The sequence below is a fragment of the Methylobacterium sp. CM6247 genome, assembly GCF_054817925.1.
The window spans coordinates 2,975,487-2,995,569 of the sequence record NZ_JBTXKX010000003.1; the positions used below are offsets into that span (position 1 = coordinate 2,975,487).

Here is a 20,083-nt window from a genome sequence, read left to right on the forward strand (position 1 = left end):
GTGGCAGAGGGCGACGATGATCGCCCCCGTCATCATCCTGGTCGAACCGCAGCTGGCCGAGAATATCGGCATGGTCGCCCGCGCCATGGCCAATTTCGGCCTCGCCGAACTCCGCCTCGTGGCGCCGAAGAACGGCTGGCCCAAGAAGGGCGTGCGGGAGGCCGCTTCAGGGGCGACGCATGTCCTCGACGGCGCCACCGTCTTCGCCACGGTGCCGGAGGCCATCGCCGATCTGAACTATCTCCTGGCCACCACGGCCCGCGAGCGCGGGCAGATGAAGCGCGCCTACGGTCCCGACGAGGCGATGACCGACATGGCCTCGCGGACGGGACAGCGCGTCGGCGTGATGTTCGGCCGCGAGCGGATCGGGCTGACCAACGACGAGGTGTCGCTGGCCGACGCCATCGTCACCTTTCCGGTCTCCCCGGACTTTCCGTCCCTCAACCTCGCCCAGGCGGTGCTCCTCGTCGGCTACGAATGGCGCAAGGCCTCGGGCCAGGCCCGGCTCCCCTTCACCGGCGAGATGCAATCCCCGCCCGCTACGCGCGAGGCGATGGCATCCCTCGTCGCCAGCTTGGAAGGCAGCCTCGACGCGGGCGGATTCTACCCGCCCGAAAAGCGGGATGTCATCGCCCGCAACATGCGCGACATGCTGCATCGCATGGCAATGACCGAACAGGATGTCAGGACGTTTCGCGGGGCATTGCGCGCCCTGACCCGAACTAAGCCTCCAGGCTGATAAATGTTATCAATCTAGTTGGTTCTTAACGCCTGCGCGACTTTTGCATGCGAGTGTCGGGCGCCATGTGGAAGCATAGACTCAACGCCATCGGCGGCGAATTCGTCTCGGTCGATCGGGAAAGGGCGTTTCAGGACGAGCGCTTTCCCGAGACCCTGCGCCATGCGCGCCTGATCTTTCTCTGCGCCATTCTCCTCAACACGCTCTTCCTGCTCAGCGACTGGCGCTTCGCCGGTCAGATCCATTTCTGGGTCGCCGTACCCGCCCGTGCCGGTATCATCCTGCTGTCCCTCGCCAGCCTGCTGGCGACCTGGAAAGTCACCGGTTTCGGCAGGCTGCAGTTGGTGATGGTGACATGGGAGATCCTCGTCGCCGGATGCGTCGCGGTCCTGTGCTCGTCGCGATCCGACATCGCGCTCTTCGTGATGCTCCTGCTTCCGGCGATCTACATGATCGTCATGCCGACGCGCTTTCTCTGGAGCCTGACGACGAGCGCGATCGCCTCCACCGCGCTGGTGGCGGGCTATCTCCTGCCGCCGCCGATGCCGTCCACGGCCCTCGGCATCTGTCTCGCGGTCCTGTTGTCCAACGTCGCCACGCTGCTGTTCGTGGTGCGGTCGAACCGCCTGAGGCGTCTGGAATGGACCGCGACCCAGGCGGAGCGGCGCGCCAATGCGGAACTGGCGGAAAGCCGGCGCCTGTTCGAGACGATGTTCAAGGCAGCGCCGATTCCAATCGTGGTGTCGCGCGCCGATGACGGCCAGATCGTCGATGCCAACGACGCCGCGAGCTGTTTCTACGGACTCGACGACGGCGAAAAGCTGACCCGATACACAATACGCGATCTGGTCGACGGGCCGACCCGGCGCGTGATCCAGGCGGAACTCGACCGGAGCGGAACCGCCAGCGAGATCGAGATCGCCACGGGCGTCTCGGGCCGTGTACGCCGGGACGCCCTATTGTCGGCGGTCATCGTGGAGATGGACGGCGCGACCCGTGTAATCTCCAGCCTCGTCGACATGACGAGCCGCAAGGCGGTGGAGGAGCGGATCCGCCTCGCCGCCCAGCGCGACGTCCTCACCGGTCTGCCGAACCGCGCCCTCTTCCAGACGACCCTCGACGCCGCGCTGAGCAAGGCGGAGGCATCCGGCCAGCGCGTCGGCCTCATCCTGATCGATCTCGATGCGTTCAAGGAGGTGAACGACACCCTCGGCCACGACGCGGGCGATGCCCTGCTCAAGGAGGTCGCCCGGCGTCTCGGCAACATCATCGGCGAGCACGATCTCGTCGCCCGGCTCGGCGGCGACGAATTCGTCATCATCGCCCTGTGCGAGAAGGATCGCCATCAGCCGAGCCGGCGCATCCACGCCCTGTCCCGGGCGATCCTCGAAGTCCTGAAACCGTCGATGGCCGTCTCGGGGCGTGTGGTCTCGCCGCGTGCCAGTCTCGGCCTCGCCCTGTTCCCGGAACACGCCGCCAATCCGACCGACCTCTTCACCAATGCCGACCTCGCCCTCTACGCGGCCAAGGCGGCCGGGCGGAACCGGGCGACGCTGTTCGTCCCGGCGCTTCGGGCGGATATCGAGCACCGCGTCTCCGTCGCCCGCGAGATGCGGTCGGCCCTCGAAGTCGGCGGGCTGATTCCGTATTATCAACCGAAGATCGGCCTCGCCACGGGGGAGATCATCGGGTTCGAAGCCCTGGCGCGGTGGCAGCATCCGAGCCGCGGACTCCTGGCGCCCGCCAGCTTCTCGACCGTGTTCGACGATGCGGAGATCGGGGTCGCGGTCGGGACCGTCCTCGCGCGCCAGATCTTCGCCGATCTGGCAAGCTGGATCGCGCAGGGGTACGATCCCGGCCGGGTGTTCCTGAACCTCTCCTCGGCCCAGTTCGCCCAGGAGAACCTCGCCGAGAACCTGATCTCCGATCTGGCCGCCGTGGGCCTCTCCCATGACCGGATCGGCGTGGAGGTGACCGAAACGGTCCTGCTCGGCGGCCATGGCGACCGAGTCTCGGCGGTGCTGGCGAGCCTGCACAGCGCCGGTGTACGCGTTGCGCTCGACGATTTCGGGACCGGCTACGCGTCGCTGACCCACCTCAAGCAATATCCGGTGGACGAGATCAAGATCGACCGCAGCTTCGTGCGCGATCTGGAGCGGGACCCGAACGACGCCGCCATCGTCACGGCGGTGGTTCAACTGGGCCAGAGCCTCGGCCTCAACGTCACCGCCGAGGGCGTGGAGACCGAGGCGCAGGCGACCTTCCTGCGCGAACAGGGCTGCGCCTATGCGCAGGGCTATCTCTACAGCAAGCCCATGCCGCAGAGCCGGGTGCCGTGGTTCCTTAAGCACCACGGCGGCGCTGTCGCGCAGCCGAAGAGCGGAGCCACCACCGAGCTCAAATTCGCCTGATCAGGAATCGACCTGATCCAGCGCCTGGGCGATATCGGCGATCAGATCCTCGGCATTTTCGAGACCGATGGAGAGACGGACGGTCTCGGGGCCGACCAGGGCCGCCGCCTTGTCGGCATCGCTCAGCTGGCGGTGCGTCGTGGTGGCCGGGTGGATCGCCAGGGATTTGATCTCGCCGATATTCACGAGATGCGAGACGAGCTCCAGGCTCATGATGAACTTCACCGCCGCCGGCTGCCCGCCCTTCAGCGCGAAGGTGAAGATCGAGCCCGGCCCTTCCGGCACGTAGCGGGCGGCCAACTCCTCGCCCGTCTGGCCGGGCAGCGCCGGATAGCTCACCCATGCCACCGCCGGGTGGTCCTTGAGGAAGGCGGCGACGGCCTTCGCATTCTCGCAATGCCGCTTCATCCGCAGCGGCAGGGTCTCGATGCCGGTGAGCGTCAGGAAGGCGTTCATCGGCGACAGGCCGGGGCCGAGATCGCGCAGGCCGAAGAGTCGACAGGCGACCGCGAAGCTGAAATCGGGGAAGCGGTCCGAGACGACGAGGCCATCGTAATCGGCCCAGGGCTCGGTGATGAGGTTGTAGCGCCCCTCCGCCGCCGGCCAGTCGAACGTGCCCGCGTCGCAGATGATGCCGCCGATGGTCTGGCCGGACCCGCCGAGGAACTTCGAGGTCGAGTGGAACACGATGTCGGCCCCGTGCTCGATAGGCCGGATCAGGGCCGGGGAGGCGAGGGTGTTGTCCACCACCAGCGGCAGGTTGTGCCGCTTGGCCACTTCGGCGATGCCGGCGATGTCCATCACCGTGGCGCAGGGATTGACGATCGACTCGCAGACGATGGCCTTCGTCTCCGGCGTGATCGCGGCCTCGAAATCGGCGGGCGTCAGGCCCTTGGCGAAGAGCGGCTTGAGGTCGTAGCGGGCGTCGAGCCGGTTCATCAGCCCGAGCGAGCCGCCGAACAGGCGCGGCGAGGCCACATAGGCGTCGCCGCTCTTCATCAACGTCATCAGCACGAGAAGCAGGGCGGACTGGCCCGACGAGACGGCCACGGCGGCCTTGGCGCCTTCCAGGGCGGCGACCCGGCGCTCCAGGGCGGCCACGGTGGGGTTCGAGCCGCGCGAATAGGAGAAGCCGGTGCGCCGCATGGCGAAGATGTCGGCGGCCTGCTCGGTGGATTCGAACACGAATCCGTTGGTGAAGTAGATCGGCTGGACGCGCGCGCCCGTAGCGGGGTCGGGTGCCGCGCCGGCATGGACGGCCTGGGTGGCAAAGCGGAGCGGGCGGGTCTCGGTGGCCATGATGGGCGTCGCGATCTTCGAAAGAGGTGGCGGGGTCAGGCAGCGCGCCTGGCGAAGGCCCGCAATGTCCGGACCAGGGTGTTGGGCGCGTAGGGCTTCGGGATGAAGCGCGCGCCCTCGGGCATGTCGTGCGGGCCGGGCGTGCCCATGCCGGACACGACGAGGACCGGGATGGTCGGCCAGCGATGGGCGACGAGGCGGGCCAGCGCGAACCCGTCCATGGAGCCCTGCGGCATGTCCACGTCGGTCATCAGCAGGTCGATCTCCTCGTTGCGTTCGAGGATGGTGAGCGCCTTGTCGGCCTGCGGCGCTTCGAGGACACGGAACCCCGCATCGACCAGGGTATCGGCCGCCTCCATCAGGAGAAGGCCGTCGTCTTCGACGAGAAGGATGACCGGGGGCTCGCCGGAAGTCTCGAAAGGATCATGCGTCATGCAATGCGAACGATCTCGATGGGGGAATGGTTCGCGGGGTAGTCCCGACGCCGCCGAGGGTCAACCCGGGGGCGTCGGGCCGGGATCGCGCCCAGGCCTGCCAGCAAAATCAAGCGCTTAACGCCGCGTCGAGATCTTCGATCAGATCCGCCGGGTCCTCGATGCCGATGGAGAGCCGCACCACTTCGGGCCCGGCGCCGGCCGCGGATTTCTGTGCGTCGGTGAGCTGGCGGTGGGTGGTGGAGGCCGGGTGGATCACCAGCGAGCGGGTGTCGCCGATATTCGCCACATGGGAGAACAGCTGGAGATTGGCCACCAGCTTCACGCCCGCTTCGTAGCCGCCCTTGAGGCCGATGGTGAAGACCGAGCCGGAGCCGAGCGGCGTGTAGCGCCGGGCGAGCTGGTGATACTTGTCGGTCTCCAGCCCCGGATAGCTCACCCATTCCACCGCCGGATGGGCGTTGAGATGGGTCGCGATCTCGAGCGCGTTGTCGCAATGGCGCTGCATCCGCAGGGGCAGGGTCTCGATGCCGTTGAGGATGAGGAAGGCGTTGAACGGCGAGAGCGCCGGGCCGAGATCGCGCAGGCCCAGCACCCGGATGGCGATGGCGAAGCCGAAATTGCCGAATGTCTCGGAGAGCACCATGCCGGAATATTCGGGGCGCGGCTGCGACAGCATCGGGTAGCGGTCGTCGCCGGCCCAGGCGAAGGTGCCGCCATCGACCACGAGGCCGCCGATGGAATTGCCGTGGCCGCCGAGGAACTTGGTGGCCGAATGCACGACGATGTCGGCCCCGTGCTCGAAGGGGCGGATCAGGTACGGCGTCGCCATGGTGTTGTCGACGATGAGCGGGATCTTGTGGCGCCGGGCGATCACCGAGAGGGCGGCGATATCGGTGATGACCCCGCCCGGATTGGCGATGGATTCACAGAAGATCGCCTTGGTGCGCGGCGTGATGGCCCGCTCGAACGAATCCGGGTCGTCCGTATCGGCCCAGACCACGTTCCAGCCGAAGCTCTTGTAGGAATGGTTGAACTGGTTGATCGAGCCGCCATAGAGCTTGTTGGCCGCGATGAACTCGTCGCCCGGCTGCATCAGCGCGTGCATGGTGAGGAACTCGGCCGCGTGGCCCGAGGCCACCGCCACGGCGGCGGTGCCGCCCTCCAGCGCCGCGATGCGCTCTTCCAGCACCGCGTTGGTGGGGTTGGTGATGCGCGAATAGATGTTGCCGAAGGCCTGCAGCCCGAACAGCGAGGCGGCGTGGTCCACGTCGTCGAACACGAAGGACGTGGTCTGGTAGATCGGCGTGGCCCGCGCACCCGTGGTGGCATCGGGAGCGGCGCCGGCATGGATCGCCAGCGTGTTGAAGCCTGGGATACGGTCGGTCATCACTTACTCCGGGGGCCGGCGGGCACGCACTGGACGTCGTTCTAGCGCCTGTGCCGGGCCAGACGGAAGAGGAGCCACGCCCCCGTTCCGCTTAAACGAACAGAAGTTCTTTATGGCGGACGATGCGCGCGGGTCAAGGGTGGGTGATGTCGCGAGGGGGGGAAGATCACTCCCGTCATCCCGGGGCTGCGCAGCAGAGCCCGGGATCCAGAACCGCGAACCCTTATCCAGCGAAGGCCGTCACCGCGTCTGGATCCTGGGCTCGCCTACGGCGCCCCAGGATGACGGCGCGGGCGCCGACACCTCGTGACCATTCGCCCCTCCGACCCCGAGGAACCCGCCCCGCGCCTCCCGCTTGAATCATTCCCGATGCGACGGAGGCGGATGGTGAGCAAGAACGACCACGACGAGACCTGGCGCGCGTTCAAGGAGGCGGTGAACATGACGCCCACCGCCCTGGAGACATTCCTCGACAGCGAGCAGAGCCGCTCGGTCGGGCAGAAGAAGGACGGCGCGTCCGAATCCACCGGCCACGCCTCCGGCCGCCGCATCGTCGCGATCCTGAAGGCCAAGAAGGCCGATCTCACCGACGACGATTACGCCCATATGCGCAAGGTCACCGGCTACGTGAACCGCCACCTCAAACAGGGTGGCCCGGAGGACAAGGACGCGGTGGAGGACTCGCCCTGGCGTCTCTCGCTGATGAACTGGGGCCACGACCCGCTGAAGACATAAAGGGTGAGTGCTGTCGCGAGGAGCGGGAGCCTCGTGCGAGCGTCCCTCCCCCCTCTGCGGGGGAGGGTGGTCGCGGAGCGACCGGGAGAGGGGGCAACGCGTCCGGATAGGGCGATCCCCTCATCCGACCCGCTGACGCGGGCCACCTTCTCCCGCAGAGGGGAGAAGGAGAACCGCAGGAACGATCCTGCACGAATTCGCATGGCACTCGCCCCCGCCTGCGGTTATAGCGCCGCACATGCTCCAGCCCGCTCCGCCCCCTCCCGTTCCCGCCGCGCGGATCCTCATCGCCAGCTTCGTCGGCACGGCGATCGAGTTCTACGATTTCTACGTCTACGCCACGGCCGCCGCCCTGGTGATCGGGCCGATCTTCTTCTCGGCCGACGATCCCTCGGTGCAGACGCTGGCGGCCTTCGCCACCTTCTCCATCGCCTTCATCGCGCGGCCGCTGGGGGCGGCGTTCTTCGGGCATTTCGGCGACAGGGTCGGGCGCAAGGCGACGCTGGTGGCCTCGCTGATGATCATGGGCCTCTCCACCGTGCTCATCGGCTGCCTTCCGACCTATGCCACCGCCGGATGGTGGGCGCCTTTTGCCCTATGCGTGCTGCGCTTCGGCCAGGGCATCGGCTTTGGCGGCGAATGGGGCGGCGCGGCCCTGCTGGCGGTGGAGAACGCCCCGCCGGGGCGACGCGCCCTCTACGGCATCTTCCCGCAGCTCGGCGCGCCGGTGGGCTTCATCACCGCCAATCTGGGCTTCCTCGGGCTGGCTCTCGCCCTGAGCCCGGCCGATTTCCAGGCCTGGGGCTGGCGCATCCCGTTCCTCGCCTCCGCCGTGCTCGTCGGCGTCGGGCTCTATGTCCGCCTGAAACTCACCGAGACCCCGGTCTTCAAGGCCGCCATGGAGAAGGCCCCGCCCGAGCGCGTGCCGCTCGCCACCATCTTCACGAAATACATCAAGGCGACGCTGCTCGGCACCTTCGCCATGGTGGCCTGCTACGCGGTGTTCTATCTCTCCACCGTCTTTGCCCTGAGCTACGGCGTCTCGAAACTCGGCTTCGACCGGCCGACCTTCCTGCTGTTCGAATGCGTCGCCGTGCTGTTCATGGCCCTCGGCATCCCGCTCTCCGGCTGGGCCGCCGACCGCTACGGCCGCCGCCCCGTCCTCCTCACCGGCCTCGCCTTCACCGCCTCGCTGGGCCTGCTCCTCGGCCCGATGCTGGGAAGCGGGCAGGGCGGCCTGGTGCTCGGCTTCCTGTGTCTGGGCCTCTTCGCCATGGGCTGGCTGTTCGGCCCCATGGGCGCCCTGCTGCCCGAACTCTTCCCCACCCGCGTCCGCTACACCGGCGCCTCGGTGACCTACAACCTCGCCGGCATCCTGGGCGCCTCCGCCGCGCCGTATCTGGCGCAGCGGCTGAGTGACTGGGGCGGGATCGGTTGGGTCGGGTTGTATCTGGCTGTGGCGGCTGGGGTTAGCTTTGTGGCTGTGGCGTTGATGGAGGAGACGGGCGAGCACAAACTTTGAGTTAAAAATGATCAATTTAGCACTTGGATAACTAGACTAATATTGCACTCTCTCTGCCATTATTTATTTTTACTAAATCAGTAGGAGACAGTTATGGCTAAAAAAATTAAGGACCGAACCTCTTTCAGAAAATGGGTAGACGGGATCACCTCACCTGACTGGTCATTAATGCCTCTTACGCATGTCACGAAAGGAATAAATTTAGCTGACATAATGGATGATGGAGAAATACAAGGCGATTATTGCGATAATCTCAAAGATTATCTAAATTTCTTTTCCTATGGTAGACCAGGATATCGCATTTCTGGTGACGGAGTAATTAAAGCGGAAGTTGCTTGTCCGACATGTCTTATATTCAAACCAGAGCTGATACAGGACGCAGAAAAATTTCATGCGTTCGATACAGGCGCGTTCGGCAAACGTATGTTCAGCCATATCTTAGTCGACGAAATGAATATCGATGATTTCTCACTGCAAAAAGATGTCACTAGGCCAAACAAGATAATTAGTGCAGTATTTAAAAGTAAGTTAAACTACTTTAATGCAGACACCTCTAAAGCATTAAAATCTGACGAAGAGGGAGAAGCTTGGCAATTTCATACCAAAGCATATCTTGATTTAATCAACTCAAAAGGCCGCAATGAGCCGGACGATAGAGTCTGCAGTATTGAGATAGTAATAAAAAACGCTGTCAAACTGGAGGGGAAATTGCTTGCGATAGCTGTCCCGCACACTTTTTGGAATGAGACGAAGCAGGCTCCTTGGCTGCTCGAGTCTCATGGCTTGGGAGTAACTATTCTCCCGTATGAATTTATTCCCGGCAAGCACCCTGATCACTACCATTCCTTGTTAGAGGGTGTGATACGTGATTATTATAAATCATCAGGAGTCTTTGATGAGTAGAGCTACTATTGTATACCAACTAGTTGGTTTTATTCCATATGGTCCTAAAGATTTTGGGTTTGCATTGCCGATCTTCTCGACATCCAAGGATAATTCAAAAGTTTTTATTCAATATGTCGACGAAATTAGCGGGCACATATCGGAGTTTCGGCCTATATCTCACAATAAGCCTATTTCAGATATAAATAGTAGAATTATATTAGGCATCGGCGATGAACCAATTCATATTTTTGTAGATAAAGAGGGATCTTTACTTGCTGGCGATATACGCACAATTCGAAGCGGGCTGACCAAATTCATCGATGAAAATAGTCTAGAAACGTCGATAAATTTGCAGATTTATGGCCTTGTTGGCACACAAATTGAACAACGATCAAGCAGAAAAAACTTTCGTAATACAGTTTATGATTCTGGCGATACTCTGGCGGCAAAAGTCTTCATTGAAGGCTCGGTACTCAAAACCGAGTTATGGAAAATACTCTTGCGAGCAGCGCCGTCAGTCGAGTCCGCAAAGCGAATTCTGCTTGCCCGGTCAAATATAACCGTCATTATTGGAGAGAATAATCGTATTCATATAGACGTCAGTCATATTTCACCTGAGGATTATTCCAATATTAGCCTGCATGAAATCGAAAGGCTTATTCAAACCGAATTTGATGAAATCATAAGGCCTGAAACTTCGTCAGAAAATGCAAATGAAGACGAAGGCCGTAAGTATGAAGAAAATATAAGCTTGGAAGTCCGCAAAGTGAAAAGCAAAGGCAGGCAGGAGGAAAGGGTTACACTTCTACTTAAGATTATCCTGGATGACCCCGAGACAGGAACGCAGATACTTCAAGAGTACGGATTGGATCGCGGAAAGTTTGCACTGGATTCTATCAAGATAATGTTATTTTTACTAGTTACAAATAGACCTGTCGGCAGATCTCAGACCGAAATAACTAAGATGGTTGTACGACAAATTTATCGGGTTTGCTTCCCAATGAATCGAGGGGCACTCCTATACTTTTTTGCAAAATATTTTTCGCAATACGAAGATATTAGACCGATAATTGACGAAAAATTTGAGCAGTCAAATTCAGCAGCAGTGAATTATTGGTCTGACGATATTCTAAGGGAATTAGCAGAACTAGACAAAGGCAGCAGCACAGCGGCAAAACAGGTCAATCAGCCATATATACCTGGAATTACGTAGATTATGTCGTAGTTCATCAAATACATATAGATCCGTTTTACCCCCGCTCAATCGTCAGCCGCTGCACCCCCTTACCCCCCAAAACCGGCCGCTTCGAACTCAAGATCCGGGAATTCACCCCGGTCCAACCGATCTCACCCGAGATCCGCCCGTACTCGATCTTGGGGCAGCGGTTCATCACCACGGTGACGCCCGCTCCCTCGGCGCGGGCGGCGGCGTCATCGTCGCGAACGCCGAGCTGCATCCAGACGATCTTCGGCAGCACCGGCAAGGCGAGGGCCTCGTCCACGAGGCCGGCGGCCGCGTCGGAGTTCCGAAAAATTTCGACCATGTCGACCGGGCCGGGGAGGTCGGCGAGGCGCGCGACGACGGGCTTGCCCAGCAGCATCTGCCCGGCGAGGCCGGGATTGACCGGGATCACGTCGTAGCCGCGCGACAGCAGGTATTTCAGCACGATCCAGCTCGGCCGGGCCGGGTTCGCGGACGCGCCCACGAGGGCGATCGACTTCGTCTCCGTGAGGAGCCGGCGGATCAGCGCATCGGGATAGCGGTCATGGCGCGAGGTGTCGGGGTGGGCAGCGTCGGGCTGGGTCATCGGAACTCTTGAAAACGAAGCCCGAGACTTGTCCGCCATCGCGGCGCATGCTGCAAGGCACGTCATGACGACTGCCATGAGCCTTTCCGAGACCATCGCCTTTCTGGAGCGGGACTTCCCGCAGATGAACCATGACGGGCCGGCCTTCCACCTCGAATCGGTGGGTCCGCTCTCCGCGCGGATGCGGCTCGACTATCACGAACGCTTCCTGCGTCCCGGCGGCACCCTCTCCGGCCCGGCCATGATGGCGCTGGCCGATTACGCCCTCTACGCGGCGATCCTCGCCAATATCGGCCCGGTGGGTCTGGCCGTGACGACGAACCTCTCCTTCAACTTCCTGCGCAAACCCGGCCCCACCGGGCTCGTCGCCGAGGCCACCCTCCTCAAGCTCGGCAAGCGCCTCGCGGTGGGGGAGGCGCGCCTCTTCGCCACCGGCTCGGACGACCTCGTCTGCCACGCCACGGGGACGTACTCGATCCCGCCGGAGCGGTGAGCCAGCACCCTTCGCCCTCTGCGGGTCCGGCGTGAGCATCCCCTCTCCCCGCTCGCGGGGAGAGGGACGCGACGACCCCGTCGTCGGCGCGTCGAGGCGGCAGCCGACGGTGAGGGGGCGGTTCCGGGGGAGCCTCTTCCGGCGACGCCCCCTCATCCTCGCTCCGCTCATCACAGGCACGACAAGGTGCCTGTGATCCTCTCCCCGCGTGCGGGGAGAGGGGAAGCCGGTGCCGGATATCTCCAGCCCCGGACAACCGCGCTTCCTCACGCTTCAGCCGATTTCGCTTATCTGACACCGCTTAGCATCCTCGATCCCGCCCAAGAGGCGAGCCGCCACCTCACCCTCCCCCCTCTGCGGGGGAGGGTGCCTGCGGAGCAGGCGGGAGAGGGGGCAGCCTCTCTGGATAGGGCGCTCCCCTCACCCGACCCACTTCGTGGGCCACCCTCTCCCGCAGAGGGGAGAGGGGGAGCCGGTGCTGGATAGTCCAGGCCCGGACAACCGCGCTTCCTCACGCTTCAGCCGGTCTCGCTCACCGATGGCGACGTGCCCAGTCTCGATCCCGCCGAAGCGCCCGGCCATTCCCACCCACCTCATCCTAAGGCGCCGCAGCGAAGCGGAGGCCTCGAAGGAGGGCTCAAGCCAGCGCATGATGGCTGGAGCCCTCCTTCGAGGCCCGCTGGCGCGGGCGCCTCAGGATGCAATCGAGGGTGGGAGGGGAGTGGGAAGGATGCGGTATCCTGATACCTCAACCCGGAAATACCTCGTTTCCTTGAGGTTTTTGCCGATTCCCCTCATCCGAAATGCCTTGACGACTCACCCGTCGCCCCGTATTGCAGCCTCCAACGCCGCTGCGTGTCTCACGTGGCGGCGCATCGTTTTGCAAGACATCATACGGAACGCCACGGGATGAAGACCTTTTCTCTGAAGCCCGCCGACGTCGACAAGAAGTGGATCATCGTCGATGCGGAGGGTCTGGTCGTCGGCCGGCTCGCCACCATCATCGCGATGCGCCTGCGTGGAAAGCACAAGCCTTCCTACACGCCCCACGTCGATTGCGGCGACAACGTCATCGTCATCAACGCCGAGAAGGTGAAGTTCACCGGCCGCAAGCGCGAGCAGAAGGTGTACTACCACCACACCGGCTACCCGGGCGGCATCAAGGAGCGGACCGCGAAGTTCATCCTCGACGGCCGGTTCCCCGAGCGCGTGGTCGAGAAGGCCGTGGAGCGTATGCTCCCCCGTGGACCGCTGTTCCGCCAGATCATGGGCAACCTCCGGGTCTACAAGGGCACCGAGCATCCCCACACCGCCCAGCAGCCGCAGGCGCTCGACGTCGGCAGCCTCAACCGCAAGAACGTGAGCGCTTGATCATGGCGACCCTCCAGTCCCTCTCCGACCTGAACCGCGCCAACGTCGAAGATCCCGAGAACGCGGCCCCCGTCCACGTTCAGAAGCTCGACGCCCAGGGCCGCGCCTATGCCACCGGCAAGCGCAAGGACGCGGTCGCCCGCGTCTGGATCAAGCCCGGCAACGGTACCGTCGTGGTCAACGGCCGCACGGTCGAGACCTACTTCGCCCGCCCCGTGCTGCGCATGATCCTGCGCCAGCCGCTCACCATCGCCAACCGCGTCGACCAGTACGACATCACGGTCACGGTGCATGGCGGCGGTCTCTCCGGCCAGGCCGGCGCCGTCCGTCACGGCCTGTCCAAGGCGCTCACCTATTACGAGCCCGAGCTGCGCGCGCCCCTGAAGCGCGAAGGCTTCCTGACCCGCGACAGCCGCGTGGTCGAGCGCAAGAAGTACGGCCGCAAGAAGGCTCGCCGCAGCTTCCAGTTCTCGAAGCGCTGAGCGTTTCGGTTCTCTCAGGTTTTGGAAAGGGCGGCCTCGTGCCGCCCTTTTCGTTTGTCGCGACACAGTCCGAAGGTCACTCGATGCCCAACGTCTTCCGGCGCGTTCACGCCCCCGTCGTCACCGCGGTCACGCTCTGCCTGTCGAAGGCCGGCGGCGAGGTGAAGGGCGAAGTGAAGCTCGCCGACGGACGCCAGTTCAGCACCACCGGCGTGCTTCCCATCGCCCAGGCCTTCGGCATCGCCGTGCATGTGGCCAACGAGGGCGGCATGGAAATCGTGGTCATCGATCCGCAAAGCGCATGGAAGCCGAGCTGGGGAACGCTCGAGGGTTAGAGATTCGCGCGAAGACCCGTGCGTACCGGTCGAAAGGGGGGTCCGATTCCGCTCGGAAGCCGTCGCCATTCCGGTGGAATCGCCCTAGTTTCGGGACATGATCCAGCCGACGAAACCCTCCTTCGACCCCCGTCCCACCCGCGCCGACCCCGATGACGACCCCCATCTCTGGCTCGAAGAGGTGGAGGGTGCGGAGGCCGTCGCCTGGGTCGAGGCGCGCAACGCCGAGACGCTGGCCCGCTTCACCGACCCTGTCATGGAGCGCGACCGCGAGGCGGTGAAGGCCATTCTCGACCGGCCTGACAAGATCCCTCTCGTGTCACGGCGCGGCCATCTCCTCTACAATATCTGGCGCGATGCCGAGCATCCCCTCGGTCTGTGGCGGCGCACCGACGAAGCCTCCTACCGCGCCGGTACCCCCGCTTGGGAAACCCTCCTCGACATCGACGCCCTGGCGAAAACCGAAGGCGTGGACTGGGTTTGGGGCGGCGCGACGCTCATCCCCGGCACCCATGACCGCGCCCTGCTGAAGCTGAGCCGGGGAGGGGGCGACGCCACCATTCTGCGCGAGTTCGACCTGCCGACGCTCAGCTTCGTCGCCGACGGTTTCACCCTTCCCGAGGCGAAGGGCGGGGCCGATTGGCTCGACCGCGACACGCTGATCCTGTCGAGCGCCCTCGGCGAGGGCATGGCCACCCGCTCCGGCTATTCCCGCACGGTTCGGCTCTGGACGCGCGGCCAGGACCCGCTCGCGGCCACCATCCTGTTCGAGACCGCGCCCGAGAATATGGGCCTGTGGGGCGAGGTCGACCACGCCGCGCCCTCCGAGCGCGTGGTGTTCATGGAGCGCACCGGCTTCTTCGATGGCATCCTGCATATCGGCGACCGAACTGGCCCGACCCACCGCATCGACGCCCCCACCGACGCCGAAATCTCTCTCCACGGCGACCATCTCGTCATCCGGACCCGCTCTGAATGGAGCATCGGCGGCGCGCTCCACGTGCCCGATACGGTCCTCGCCATCGGCCTTCCGGCCTTCCTCGATGGGGATCGCGGCTTCACCGTGTTGTGGACGCCCTCCGACCGCCGGGCGCTGCAGAACGTCTCCTGGGCCGGGCCGCGCCTCATCGTCGACGCCCTTGACGACCTGCGCCCGTCCTACAGCGTGTTCGAACCGGGGGAGGGCGGCTGGAACCGACTCAGCCTTCCGGGCCTGCCGGAGATCGGCAGCGTATCCGTCTGGCCCTTCGATTCCGAGCAGAGCGAGTCGGACGGGTCGCTCCTCGCGATGGTTCAGGATCCGCTGACGCCGCCGACGCTGCTGTCGATCCCCGGCGATCTCTCGGCTCCCACCATCCTGCGCACGACGCCATCGGCCTTTGATACCCAAGGCCTGACGGTCACCCGCCACGAGGCCATCTCGGTGGACGGCGAGCGCATCCCCTACGTCCAGGTCGGGCCGACTGGGGCCAGCGGTGACGCGCCGGTGCATCTGTCAGCCTATGGCGGATTCCAGATCTCGCTGCTTCCCACCTATCAGGCGGTTCTCGGCAAACTCTGGCTGGAGAAGGGCGGCGTCGGCGTCGTCGCCAACATCCGTGGCGGTGGCGAGTTCGGCACCCGCTGGCATCAGGCCGGCCGGCGCGAGGGCAAGGCGCTGGCGCATGACGATTTCGCGGCGGTGGCCGCCGATCTGGTGGCGCGCGGCGTCACGAAGCCCCAGCGCATCGCCGCGCAGGGCGGCTCTAATGGCGGCCTCCTCATCGCCAACATGCTGACCCGCTACCCCGAGCGCTTCGGCGCCCTGTTCTGCACGATCCCGCTCATCGACATGCGGCGCTATTCGAAACTCCTGGCGGGCGCGAGTTGGATCGCCGAATACGGCGATCCCGATGTGGAGGCGGATTGGAGTTTCCTCGGCGCCATCTCGGCCTATCACACAGCGGAAGCGGGCAAGCCCTATCCGCCGATCCTCATCGCCACGACGCGACGCGACGACCGCGTCCATCCGGGGCATGCCCGCAAGATGGCGGAGAAGCTACGCTATCTCGGCTACGACCCGGCCTTCTTCGAGCCGGCGGCCGGCGGCCACGGCTACGGCAAGGACAATTCCGAGACGGCCGCTTTCCTCGCCCTTGGGATGGGATTCCTCCGGCAGTCCATCGGCTGGGTTCCGGAGGAGAGCTAAGAGTCTCAGGCGCCGCGCCGGCGCATACCGTCGCGGATGACGTAGGCGCCACCAGCCGCGGCCATGATGGCGAGCGCGTACCATGTCAGGGCGTAGACGAGGTGGTTGTCGCTGAAGGCCACCACGGTGAGCCCACCAATAGGGTAGATGCCGGGATCAGGCCCGGCCTCGGCATCGATGAAGTAGGGCGCGGTGGCTCCGAGGCCTCGCGAAGCAGCGATGGCTGCGACATCGCGCGAGTACCAACGATCGGCCGCAGGATCGTTGTGGCGCAGAAAGCCGCCGCCGGGCTCAGAGATGCGCAACAGGCCGGAGACTCGGGTTTCGCCTATGGTCCGGCAAAGTTCACGCGATGCGGGATCGCGCTTATCCGCCGGGACGAAGCCGCGGTTGACGAGGATGGTCGTTCCGTCCGCGCCCACCAGCGGCGTCATTACCCAATATCCGCCGCCGAGTTCCGTCACGGCCTGGACGAGGGTTTCCCGATCGTTCGCGAAGGTCCCGGTGGCGTAGACCCGGCGGTAAGCGTCGGTGCCGGCATCGATCGAGGGCCAATCCGGCTGCCGAGGTGTGAGGACCGGAGCGGCATGGATCCGCGCATCGACGCGGGCGATCAGGTCGTGCTTCCACGCGCGGCGCTGGACCTGCCAAGTGCCCAGCGCAAGGAAGGCCGCTACTGTCAGGAGAGTTAGAACACCGACCACAGCGAGGCCAGTGCCCAAGGGCCGGAGGGGTCTATCCGTTCTCATCAGAATGCCGAGACGATAAAATTACGGCCACGCCTCGGATACGTGATCCGAGACGTGGCCGTAGGGTACTGGTCTCGCATCGTTCTTCCCGAAAACCGGCGTCCAGTAATTGCGACGGTGCGCTAGTGGTGCTGATGCAAGCTGGTCGGCGTCATCGGCATCATGTTGGTGTTCAGATGATACATCACCCAGACGGAGCCTGTGAGCGTGATCACCACGAGCGTCAGGGTGAAGATCAGCGCCAGGATCGTCCACCCGCCCTCGGACTTGGTGTTCATGTGGAGGAAGTAGACCATGTGGACAACGATCTGCACCACACCGAAGCCCATGATGACGAGGCCGGTGAGACGCGGGTTTCCGAGCACATCCCCCATGACCAGCCAGAACGGGATCGCGGTCAGGATCACCGACAGCACGAAGCCGGTAACATACCCTTTGAACGAGCCGTGACCGCTATGGTCGCCGTGGCCCTTCACGTCCTCTTCGTGGTCCGCCGCATGGGCGGACTGGCTGGCGGCGCTCATTGCAGCACTCCCATGAGGTAGACGAAGGTGAAGACGCCGATCCAGATCACGTCGAGAAAGTGCCAGAACATCGAAAGGCACTGCAGCCGGCGCTGGTTCTCCGGGATAAGGCCCTTCTGTTCGGTCTGGACCATCAGCACGACGAGCCAGACCAAGCCGAGCGTCACGTGCAGGCCGTGGGTGCCCACCAAGGTGAAGAACGACGACAGGAAGGCGCTGCGCTGCGGCCCGGCGCCTTCATGGATGAGGTGTGCGAACTCGTAGAGCTCCAGGCCGATGAAGGCGAGGCCGAACAGGCCGGTCACGCCGAGCCAGAGCTGCATCCGCCGCTGCTCGCCCTTGGCCATCTCCAGCATGGCGAAGCCATAGGTGATGGACGAGAACAGCAGCATCGACGTGTTCAACGCCACCAGCGGCAGGTCGAACAGGTCCTTGGGAGAAGGACCTGCCGCATAGTTTCGACCGAGAACGGCGTATGTGGCGAACAGGGCCGCGAAGATGAGACAATCGCTCATCAGATAGATCCAGAAGCCCAGCATGGTGCCGCCTTCGGGATGGTGATCCTCCTCCATGTAGAAGGAGGGTGCCTCGCCTTCCTTGGCGAGGGTGGGAGCGTGCGACGCCATGGTTCTCAGACCCGACCTTCGAGCAACCGGGTCCGTTCAGCCTCGGTACCGATCACGGTGTCGGCCGGGATGTGGAAGTCGCGGTTGTAGTTGAACGTATGCCCGATGGCGACGACGGCCATGGCGATGAACGTCAGTGCGGCAAGCCACCAGATGTACCAGATCATGCCGAACGAGAAGCCGATGCTGAGGATGCCGAGGATCATGCCCGTGCCGGTGTTCTTCGGCATGTGGATCGGGCGGAAACCCTGGAGCGGTCGGGCATAGCCACGGCGTTTCATGTCCGACCACGCATCGTGATCGTGAATCACGGGCGTGAAGGCGAAGTTGTAATCCGGCGGCGGCGAGGAGGTCGACCATTCGAGGGTACGGCCGCCCCACGGATCGCCGGTCACGTCACGCAGCTGTTCACGCCGCATGAAGCTCACGACGAGCTGAATGATGAAGGAGAGGATGCCGAGCGCGATCAACCCGGCGCCGAAGGCCGCGATGATGAACCAGATCTGCAGCGACGGATCGTCGAAATGCTGCACGCGGCGCGTCACGCCCATCAGGCCGAGGACGTAGAGCGGCATGAAGGCGAAGTAGAAGCCCGTGAGCCAGAACCAGAACGACATCTTCCCCCAGAACGGATCGAGCTTGAAGCCGAAGGCCTTGGGGAACCAGTAAGTGATGCCGGCCAGCATACCGAACAGCACGCCGCCGATGATGACGTTGTGGAAGTGGGCGATGAGGAACAGGCTGTTGTGGAGAACGAAGTCGGCCGGGGGCACGGCGAGGAGAACGCCGGTCATGCCACCGATGGTGAAGGTCACCATGAAGCCGATGGCCCAGAGCATCGGCTCCTCGAAACGGATGCGGCCCTTGTACATGGTGAAGAGCCAGTTGAAGAGCTTCGCCCCCGTCGGGATCGAGATGATCATCGTCGTGATGCCGAAGAACGAGTTCACGGAGGCACCCGAGCCCATCGTGAAGAAGTGGTGCAGCCAGACGAGGTAGGACAGGATCGTGATGACCACGGTGGCGTAGACCATGGAGGCGTAGCCGAAGAGCCGCTTGCCGGAAAAGGTCGAGACGATCTCCGAGAACACTCCGAAAGCGGGTAGGATGAGGATGTAGACCTCCGGATGACCCCAGATCCAGATGAGGTTCACGTACATCATCGGGTTGCCGCCGAGGTCGTTCGAGAAGAAGTGCGTGCCCACGTAGCGGTCGAGGGAGAGCAGCGCGAGAACGGCCGTGAGGATCGGAAAAGCGGCGACGATAAGGATGTTCGTGCAGAGCGCGGTCCAGGTGAAGATCGGCATCTTCATCATGGTCATGCCAGGCGCGCGCATCTTCACGATGGTGGCGATCAGATTGATGCCGGACAACAGGGTGCCGATGCCGGCGATCTGAAGCCCCCAGATGTAATAATCGACACCGACGCCGGGACTTCCGGCAGGGCCGGAGAGAGGCGGGTAGGCCAGCCATCCGGTACGGGCGAACTCGCCGACGAACAACGACGCCATGATCGTCGCGGCGCCGCTGACGGTCATCCAGAAGCTGAAATTGTTGAGGAACGGGAATGACACGTCGCGTGCACCGATCTGCAGCGGCACGACGAAGTTCATCAGCCCGGTGACCAGAGGCATCGCCACGAAGAAGATCATGATCACGCCGTGTGCAGTGAAGATCTGGTCATAATGATGCGGCGGCAGGTAGCCCTCGTTGGCGCCGAAGGCGATGGCCTGCTGCGAGCGCATGAGGAGCGCATCGGAGAAGCCGCGTAGCAGCATCACAAGCGCGAGAACGACATACATGATGCCGATCTTCTTGTGGTCGACGGAGGTGAACCAGTCGCGCCACAGCGGCCCCCACCAGCGCATGTAGGTGATGAGGCCCAGCAGTCCGACGCCACCAATGGCGACGCCGATGAACGTCACGAGCAGGATCGGCTCGTGATACGGAATGGCTTCGAGAGTCAGTCGCCCGAAGACGAGCTTCTGAAGATCGAGATTGGCAAACATGGGATCGCTTCGTTCCCGGTTGTCGGCGAGGGGACGTACCGATCGATTCGGTACTGGTCTCTCATGGGTTCAATTTAATGGTG

The 20,083-nt window shown here is 63.5% G+C and carries 19 protein-coding genes; 11 read left to right on the plus strand and 8 right to left on the minus strand.

Annotation, left to right across the window (positions count from 1 at the left end; all coding sequences use genetic code 11):
* Positions 1-16 precede the first annotated feature (16 nt).
* Together ACYQOP_RS15010 and ACYQOP_RS15015 are read left to right on the plus strand one after the other, a co-directional pair.
* On the plus strand, positions 17-739 hold the full coding sequence (locus tag ACYQOP_RS15010) for an RNA methyltransferase (protein ID WP_461222889.1): 723 nt from the start codon (positions 17-19) through the stop codon (positions 737-739).
* 65 nt (positions 740-804) lie between these two features.
* Positions 805-3,150: a putative bifunctional diguanylate cyclase/phosphodiesterase gene (locus ACYQOP_RS15015; protein WP_461222890.1), complete on the plus strand. Its 2,346-nt coding sequence runs from the start codon at positions 805-807 to the stop codon at positions 3,148-3,150.
* Here ACYQOP_RS15015 and ACYQOP_RS15020 read toward each other — a convergent pair whose 3' ends face one another.
* The 3 genes from ACYQOP_RS15020 to ACYQOP_RS15030 all read right to left on the minus strand — a co-directional run bounded on the left by ACYQOP_RS15020 (position 3,151) and on the right by ACYQOP_RS15030 (position 6,273).
* Positions 3,151-4,449, minus strand: coding sequence for an O-acetylhomoserine aminocarboxypropyltransferase/cysteine synthase family protein (locus ACYQOP_RS15020; RefSeq protein WP_419952179.1), 1,299 nt, complete (start codon positions 4,447-4,449; stop codon positions 3,151-3,153).
* Positions 4,450-4,484: 35 nt separating this feature from the next.
* On the minus strand, positions 4,485-4,883 hold the full coding sequence (locus tag ACYQOP_RS15025) for a response regulator (RefSeq protein ID WP_461222891.1): 399 nt from the start codon (positions 4,881-4,883) through the stop codon (positions 4,485-4,487).
* A 109-nt stretch (positions 4,884-4,992) separates the two neighbouring features.
* Positions 4,993-6,273, minus strand: a complete 1,281-nt coding sequence (locus ACYQOP_RS15030) for an O-acetylhomoserine aminocarboxypropyltransferase (protein WP_207413510.1) — start codon at positions 6,271-6,273, stop codon at positions 4,993-4,995.
* Between the two features lie 384 nt (positions 6,274-6,657).
* Here ACYQOP_RS15030 and ACYQOP_RS15035 point away from each other — a divergent pair, with 384 nt between their 5' ends.
* The 4 genes from ACYQOP_RS15035 (at position 6,658) to ACYQOP_RS15050 (ending at position 10,628) form a co-directional block, all read left to right on the plus strand.
* Positions 6,658-7,008 (plus strand): DUF3140 domain-containing protein, encoded by a 351-nt coding sequence (locus ACYQOP_RS15035; RefSeq protein WP_461222892.1) that lies wholly within the window; start codon positions 6,658-6,660, stop codon positions 7,006-7,008.
* Between the two features lie 238 nt (positions 7,009-7,246).
* Positions 7,247-8,530: an MFS transporter gene (locus ACYQOP_RS15040; RefSeq protein ID WP_461222893.1), complete on the plus strand. Its 1,284-nt coding sequence runs from the start codon at positions 7,247-7,249 to the stop codon at positions 8,528-8,530.
* A gap of 93 nt (positions 8,531-8,623) precedes the next feature.
* Positions 8,624-9,433 carry a hypothetical protein gene (locus tag ACYQOP_RS15045; protein WP_461222894.1) on the plus strand — a complete coding sequence of 270 codons (810 nt, stop codon included), beginning with the start codon at positions 8,624-8,626 and terminating at the stop codon, positions 9,431-9,433.
* The gene (locus ACYQOP_RS15050) at positions 9,426-10,628 is read left to right on the plus strand and encodes a hypothetical protein (protein ID WP_461222895.1); all 1,203 of its coding nucleotides are present in this window, start codon (positions 9,426-9,428) and stop codon (positions 10,626-10,628) included. Before ACYQOP_RS15045 ends, ACYQOP_RS15050 begins: the two co-directional genes overlap by 8 nt.
* A 37-nt stretch (positions 10,629-10,665) precedes the next feature.
* Here ACYQOP_RS15050 and ACYQOP_RS15055 read toward each other — a convergent pair whose 3' ends face one another.
* Positions 10,666-11,223, minus strand: coding sequence for a CoA-binding protein (locus ACYQOP_RS15055; RefSeq protein WP_461222896.1), 558 nt, complete (start codon positions 11,221-11,223; stop codon positions 10,666-10,668).
* Positions 11,224-11,287: 64 nt separating this feature from the next.
* Between ACYQOP_RS15055 and ACYQOP_RS15060 the strand changes: the two genes are divergently transcribed.
* The 5 genes from ACYQOP_RS15060 (at position 11,288) to ACYQOP_RS15080 (ending at position 16,092) form a co-directional block, all read left to right on the plus strand.
* Positions 11,288-11,716: a PaaI family thioesterase gene (locus ACYQOP_RS15060; RefSeq protein WP_461222897.1), complete on the plus strand. Its 429-nt coding sequence runs from the start codon at positions 11,288-11,290 to the stop codon at positions 11,714-11,716.
* 909 nt (positions 11,717-12,625) lie between these two features.
* Positions 12,626-13,087 carry a 50S ribosomal protein L13 gene (rplM, locus tag ACYQOP_RS15065; protein ID WP_018042797.1) on the plus strand — a complete coding sequence of 154 codons (462 nt, stop codon included), beginning with the start codon at positions 12,626-12,628 and terminating at the stop codon, positions 13,085-13,087.
* A gap of 2 nt (positions 13,088-13,089) precedes the next feature.
* Positions 13,090-13,569 carry a 30S ribosomal protein S9 gene (gene rpsI, locus ACYQOP_RS15070; protein WP_026175762.1) on the plus strand — a complete coding sequence of 160 codons (480 nt, stop codon included), beginning with the start codon at positions 13,090-13,092 and terminating at the stop codon, positions 13,567-13,569.
* 83 nt (positions 13,570-13,652) lie between these two features.
* On the plus strand, positions 13,653-13,904 hold the full coding sequence (locus tag ACYQOP_RS15075; RefSeq protein ID WP_018042799.1) for a hypothetical protein: 252 nt from the start codon (positions 13,653-13,655) through the stop codon (positions 13,902-13,904).
* Between the two features lie 97 nt (positions 13,905-14,001).
* Positions 14,002-16,092, plus strand: coding sequence for a prolyl oligopeptidase family serine peptidase (locus tag ACYQOP_RS15080; protein ID WP_461222899.1), 2,091 nt, complete (start codon positions 14,002-14,004; stop codon positions 16,090-16,092).
* A 5-nt stretch (positions 16,093-16,097) separates the two neighbouring features.
* Here the strand turns inward: ACYQOP_RS15080 and ACYQOP_RS15085 are convergent, their stop codons facing one another.
* From ACYQOP_RS15085 to cyoB, 4 genes are all read right to left on the minus strand, one after another.
* Positions 16,098-16,841 (minus strand): SURF1 family protein, encoded by a 744-nt coding sequence (locus tag ACYQOP_RS15085; protein ID WP_461222900.1) that lies wholly within the window; start codon positions 16,839-16,841, stop codon positions 16,098-16,100.
* A gap of 122 nt (positions 16,842-16,963) precedes the next feature.
* A complete protein-coding gene (gene cyoD / locus ACYQOP_RS15090) occupies positions 16,964-17,365 on the minus strand; it encodes a cytochrome o ubiquinol oxidase subunit IV (protein ID WP_056432852.1) in 402 nt (133 codons plus the stop codon).
* Positions 17,362-17,991 carry a cytochrome o ubiquinol oxidase subunit III gene (gene cyoC, locus ACYQOP_RS15095; protein WP_056432855.1) on the minus strand — a complete coding sequence of 210 codons (630 nt, stop codon included), beginning with the start codon at positions 17,989-17,991 and terminating at the stop codon, positions 17,362-17,364. The genes cyoD and cyoC overlap by 4 nt, the downstream gene beginning before the upstream one ends.
* A 5-nt stretch (positions 17,992-17,996) precedes the next feature.
* Positions 17,997-20,000 (minus strand): cytochrome o ubiquinol oxidase subunit I, encoded by a 2,004-nt coding sequence (cyoB, locus tag ACYQOP_RS15100; RefSeq protein ID WP_056432857.1) that lies wholly within the window; start codon positions 19,998-20,000, stop codon positions 17,997-17,999.
* Positions 20,001-20,083 lie beyond the last annotated feature (83 nt).